The sequence below is a fragment of the Psychrobacter sp. H7-1 genome, assembly GCF_904846585.1.
In the GTDB taxonomy this organism is placed as follows: domain Bacteria; phylum Pseudomonadota; class Gammaproteobacteria; order Pseudomonadales; family Moraxellaceae; genus Psychrobacter; species Psychrobacter raelei.
On the sequence record NZ_CAJHBH010000077.1, the window covers coordinates 1 to 4,433 of the forward strand.

Annotated in this window: 6 protein-coding genes; all 6 read right to left on the reverse strand. The window is 37.5% G+C overall.

Features of this window, described 5'->3' with window-relative positions; translation table 11 throughout:
- Positions 1-352: 352 nt before the first annotated feature.
- A complete protein-coding gene (locus JMX92_RS13075; RefSeq protein ID WP_201546104.1) occupies positions 353-2,482 on the reverse strand; it encodes a DUF3987 domain-containing protein in 2,130 nt (709 codons plus the stop codon).
- Complete coding sequence (locus JMX92_RS13080; protein WP_201546106.1) at positions 2,475-2,666, reverse strand: hypothetical protein; 192 nt, start codon at positions 2,664-2,666, stop codon at positions 2,475-2,477. Before JMX92_RS13080 ends, JMX92_RS13075 begins: the two co-directional genes overlap by 8 nt.
- On the reverse strand, positions 2,659-2,913 hold the full coding sequence (locus tag JMX92_RS13085) for a hypothetical protein (protein WP_201546107.1): 255 nt from the start codon (positions 2,911-2,913) through the stop codon (positions 2,659-2,661). The genes JMX92_RS13080 and JMX92_RS13085 overlap by 8 nt, the downstream gene beginning before the upstream one ends.
- Positions 2,914-3,032: 119 nt before the next feature.
- Complete coding sequence (locus JMX92_RS13090) at positions 3,033-3,287, reverse strand: hypothetical protein (protein ID WP_201546108.1); 255 nt, start codon at positions 3,285-3,287, stop codon at positions 3,033-3,035.
- Positions 3,280-3,528 carry a helix-turn-helix domain-containing protein gene (locus tag JMX92_RS13800; RefSeq protein ID WP_201546109.1) on the reverse strand — a complete coding sequence of 83 codons (249 nt, stop codon included), beginning with the start codon at positions 3,526-3,528 and terminating at the stop codon, positions 3,280-3,282. The genes JMX92_RS13090 and JMX92_RS13800 overlap by 8 nt, the downstream gene beginning before the upstream one ends.
- A 119-nt stretch (positions 3,529-3,647) precedes the next feature.
- Positions 3,648-4,382: a hypothetical protein gene (locus JMX92_RS13100; RefSeq protein ID WP_201546110.1), complete on the reverse strand. Its 735-nt coding sequence runs from the start codon at positions 4,380-4,382 to the stop codon at positions 3,648-3,650.
- Positions 4,383-4,433 lie beyond the last annotated feature (51 nt).

Sequence of the window (4,433 nt, forward strand, 5' to 3'; positions counted from 1 at the left end):
CTTGTTTGAGTATATTAACAATCTGAGTGTCGGTAAATCTTGATTTTTTCATGTCGAAATCTCCTGCTGGTATTTTAGCAGTTAGTTTCTACTTTTACGTGTTATTGTTTTTCGGGGTGATTACCCTCTCCTTAGATTTTTTTAAAGTTTTTATAATCTAATAATTAAGTATAGTATAGAGCTATTGATTTCTACTAGATGAAATGCCTTGTTCTTGAGAGTTAATAGACAAATAAGGAAAGCTAACAACCGTTAAGATGTTTACTTTCCCCATTTGCCTATGATGCTATATTTCAGGAAAACTAGCTAAGCCTTAATACATGGCAGTTATAGCGGTTGTTTTACCATTTTCCTAATTTTCCCCTAATAGCTCAGGTCTAACCTGTATTATTCTAGCCCTGCCACTTGTTATCACTTTAATATAACCCTCACTTTCTAATACTTCAGCCAGTAACTCAAAGTTTTGTTTTAATCTTAGATGCTTAGGTGTAACTTTACTTTGGGCTGTAGAATAAGCAATCTCTTTAACTGACCTTGTTTGGCAGTATTTAACTAACCAGCTAACTAATTTCTGAGCGTCATTATCACCAGCTTGGGGTTTATCAGTGTATCTAATACGCTCTTTCATAGAGTAATCAGTTAATAAAGTGGCTCTTTTAATGTCATCAGCTGATATAAACCGCCTACCATCAAAGTAAGCGAATATTGATGCTATACGGCTAGCGTTTTCATGTAAGCGTTTAGCATATTCAGCATACTTTTCTAGCTTACCGCCTTTAACTAGCTGGCTTTCTTTCTCTGTTTGGTAGTCAGCTAAAGCCTTTCTAGCCTGCCTATTTTCAAAGGGCATATTGTAGCGAATGATATTGCCCTCGCTATCAGTCTTAACATTGCTAGCCACTGGATCAAGTAAAGCTCTGCATCTTTGCCAGTAAGTTATTAACCTAGGGTCTTTATTGGGTTTAGCGTCTAAGCGTTCATCAGTATTAAAAACTAAAGTACCGTTTAAGCTCTCAGGAAAAGCAAATAGAAAGCGAGGTAACAAGCCTTGTCCACTCATTGTTTCATTGTTTAAAGCAGGGGCTACGATAGGGGGCTGACCTTGCAAATCTAACGTAAACCTAATCCCATCTATACCGTTTTCATCTGTAAAGTTAGAGTTATAGCGAGGGGATAACATACGGTCAAACTCTCCACTGCTCCAGATATCGCATATTTGGCTTATGTTACTTTGGGCGGTTTCATTGGTTAAGCTATGACTGCCTAAAAATAAGCCAGCTTCAGCTGTTGCCCAAGCCACGTTGCGAGTATTACCCAAAATCATATTATCTAAGAAACCTATAAGAGTTCCAGACTTTGCGAATAGAATGGGCTGCTTTGGCTTTGGGTTCTCAAGTAACCATTTATCTAAGTCTTTCTTAGCTTTTGTTGCTTTTTCAGCTAGCCATTCATCTCTAAGAATGCGGTACTCTTTACGCTTTTCCTTTTGATAATCTATTAGCTCTTTATGGCTATACATTGAAGTTGTTTTGCTTTTACCCCCACCACTTTCAATCTCAGTAAGTAGAAATAACGAGGCTGGCATGAAACCGCCACCAGTAGGGTAAGGAGCGTTTATATATTGCTGTGTAATTGTGGCTAAAGCCCCTAAGATACACTGACCAGCTAATGCTAAGGGTATCTGAGAATAGTAAGTAATAGCTTCTAAAGCGTCTCTTAGTACCTCTCCTTTGTTTCCCCATGCTTCTAAGGGGTATGGGGTAGCTTTACTATCTGCATCTGCTATATCTCCAAGCTTTCCCCATGCCTCTAGCTGTAAGTCCTTTACAATGGTTTCAGGATCATTAATAACATCATCAAGGCTTAAACCATTTTCAAACGATAGCAGCAAGTCAAAAGTAGTTATGATTGCTTTAATATTAAGCCCTAGTAGCGGTTTAATTAGCTGGTCTGGACTCTCTATTGTAGTCATTACAATAACTTGCTTAACCTCAGCAAAATGCTTAACCATACTATTGAAGCTATACGGGTTAAGGCTAACTAAAATAGTAATATTAAGCTTTTGATTAACTGTCATATGCTCATAAAGCTCTACGGCTTCAGCTAGGCTATCCACTGCATACCAGTCACTATCTAAGCCTAAATTACCGATAATAAAAGCACTGGGTTCGCTTGGATCTATTATCTCTACTCTTTCACTATTAGGCGTATAAATGGCTAAGTTAGCTGGCTGGTAGCTATTATCATGCATCACCAGTATAGCCTTGTCAGCTGTATCTATAAGCTCTCCTGCTTTATCACCACTAACTATACTGAAGCTTCCATCTATCTCTAATACGCTATTATCTTGCTGTAATGCTCTGAGGGTGGCTAGTATCCTATCTTCTGCTATAATTTGGTCAGTAGCTTTGATTGCATCAGCAAGTAAACTGCTAAGCCCCTTGTCATCAGCTTGGGGCTTTATCTTATCTATACTATTCATTAGTACCCCCTCTCTTAAACCATATCTTCTTATAGGCTTTCTTCTTTTGCTTTGCCTGTTTACTATGCTTAGATTTAGCATAGGCAAGCTGGGCATAGATAAAGGTCTTATGATCGCTATCAGTCGCCTGTATCGGCTCTCTATGAGCTTGTAAGCGGTTATCTATATCCTTATCGCTATTCATCATCTAACCCCTCTAAATCGCTGAATAAATCACTTTCTAGCTTGTCTAGCTGCTCAAGTTCTTTAGCTATATCTATTTCAGGCAATGGTTCAAAGTCTAGAAAATCTAGACTCTCTAACGGGTCAAAAGCTAAAAGCTCATCAAGCTCAGCCATTAATAAATCATGCTCTAGCTGCATTAGTGGTACGTCATTATTAAGATACTGAGCTATATCTTTATTGGTAGGCAGTTGATTATTTTTGCTCATACTTAACCCCCAAAAGCTCATAAAATGCCTTGGCTGGCTTGTTAATCATATAGCCAGCGAGTAACAGCAAAAAGACTGGTAGCAGCAGGGCAATGATGGCTCTACGTATTACAGATGCTCTATCTTTCATCATCAGCCCCCTGTAATTCAGCTTGTAACTGGTCATTGTCTAGGCGTGAGCAATGAATAAGATCTTGGGCTAGGTATTCGCCTAAACTGGCTAAGGCTTTGACTGAGTGACCGCCTTTGGCTTCATCTGCTCTTATAGCTGTAAATATGGCTTCAAAGTACGATAGGCGCTCAATCTCTACATCAATACTAAAGATAAAGTCCTCTAGTAACTCTGTGGCTGTTCTTTTTGGCGTGTTATGCATGATTAATCCCCTCTGCATTATTGGCGTTTATATAGCTCAAAAGGTCACTACCTTTAAAGTAATACATACCGCTTATGCTTAGAGGCTTAGGTATCTTGCCAGCTTTAATCCAGCGTCTAATTGTCTCGGGGTGTCTTTTGAATATTTCGCTTACCTGTGTAACTTGGTATAAGTCATTAGGGTTTGCGATTAGGTCAGCTAGGGTTAGCGTGGTGGTGGGTTGTTTGTCTATGTGTTGCATAGTGACATGACTCCATCAGTTGTTGTAAATGATGGGGTCATGTTAGATTTAACGTGGTTATTGAGGTAGATAGAAATTTTAGAATTGAGGGGGCATTTCTAGAATTAAGGGGTATTTATTTACATATCTTCACAATATAAAGGCGTTAGCTTCAAAAGTATTTCGGCTTTTAGCCGTTCTCTAGCTTCTACAATAGGTTTAGAATTCCCATAATCATTGTTTTTATACCGTTCTAATATCTCATTAGGTACAATGTCAGATTGCTTAAGCCAGTTGTCTACTTGAGTAATTCTAAGGTTATGCTGTGGTAATAGCTTGGTTATGATGTCTGCTACATGCTTTCTAAGTAATATTTTATTAGTATCATAACTCCATATTTCCTTAGCTAATGGTATGGCTATATTTTTTAATTCTTGAGTGTATTTTTTATAAGGTTGTAATAAGTAATCGTTACTAACAGTATCAAAGCCTAAAACTTTACACCTTTCTACAAAAGCACCACTATAGAAATATAGGGCTTTTAAATAACTCTCATAGCTCTCAATATCATCTAGTAGTAAATAGAATTTAGCGAAAAAAACACCTGTATACATTCTTATGAAGCTTTCAGCCAATAAGGGAGATATTTGCTTTAACGTATTTAGATAGTTCCCTTTGATTATTTTCTCAGTTAAATATTTAGCGTCTTGCTTATTAAATGGATACTTCCTGTTAAAAAATATCGCTATATAGGCTCTAACGAATAAATATTCTCTTTCAAAACTCTTAAGATTTATATTAGGGCGTGTTGAACATTGGGTATAAATTAATGGCAAAAAAAATAGCGAACGGTTAATCTTTAAGTTCTCACACAAAAAAGATATCGTTCGCTATGCCTCGCACTATGCTCAAAGATGAACACTGGA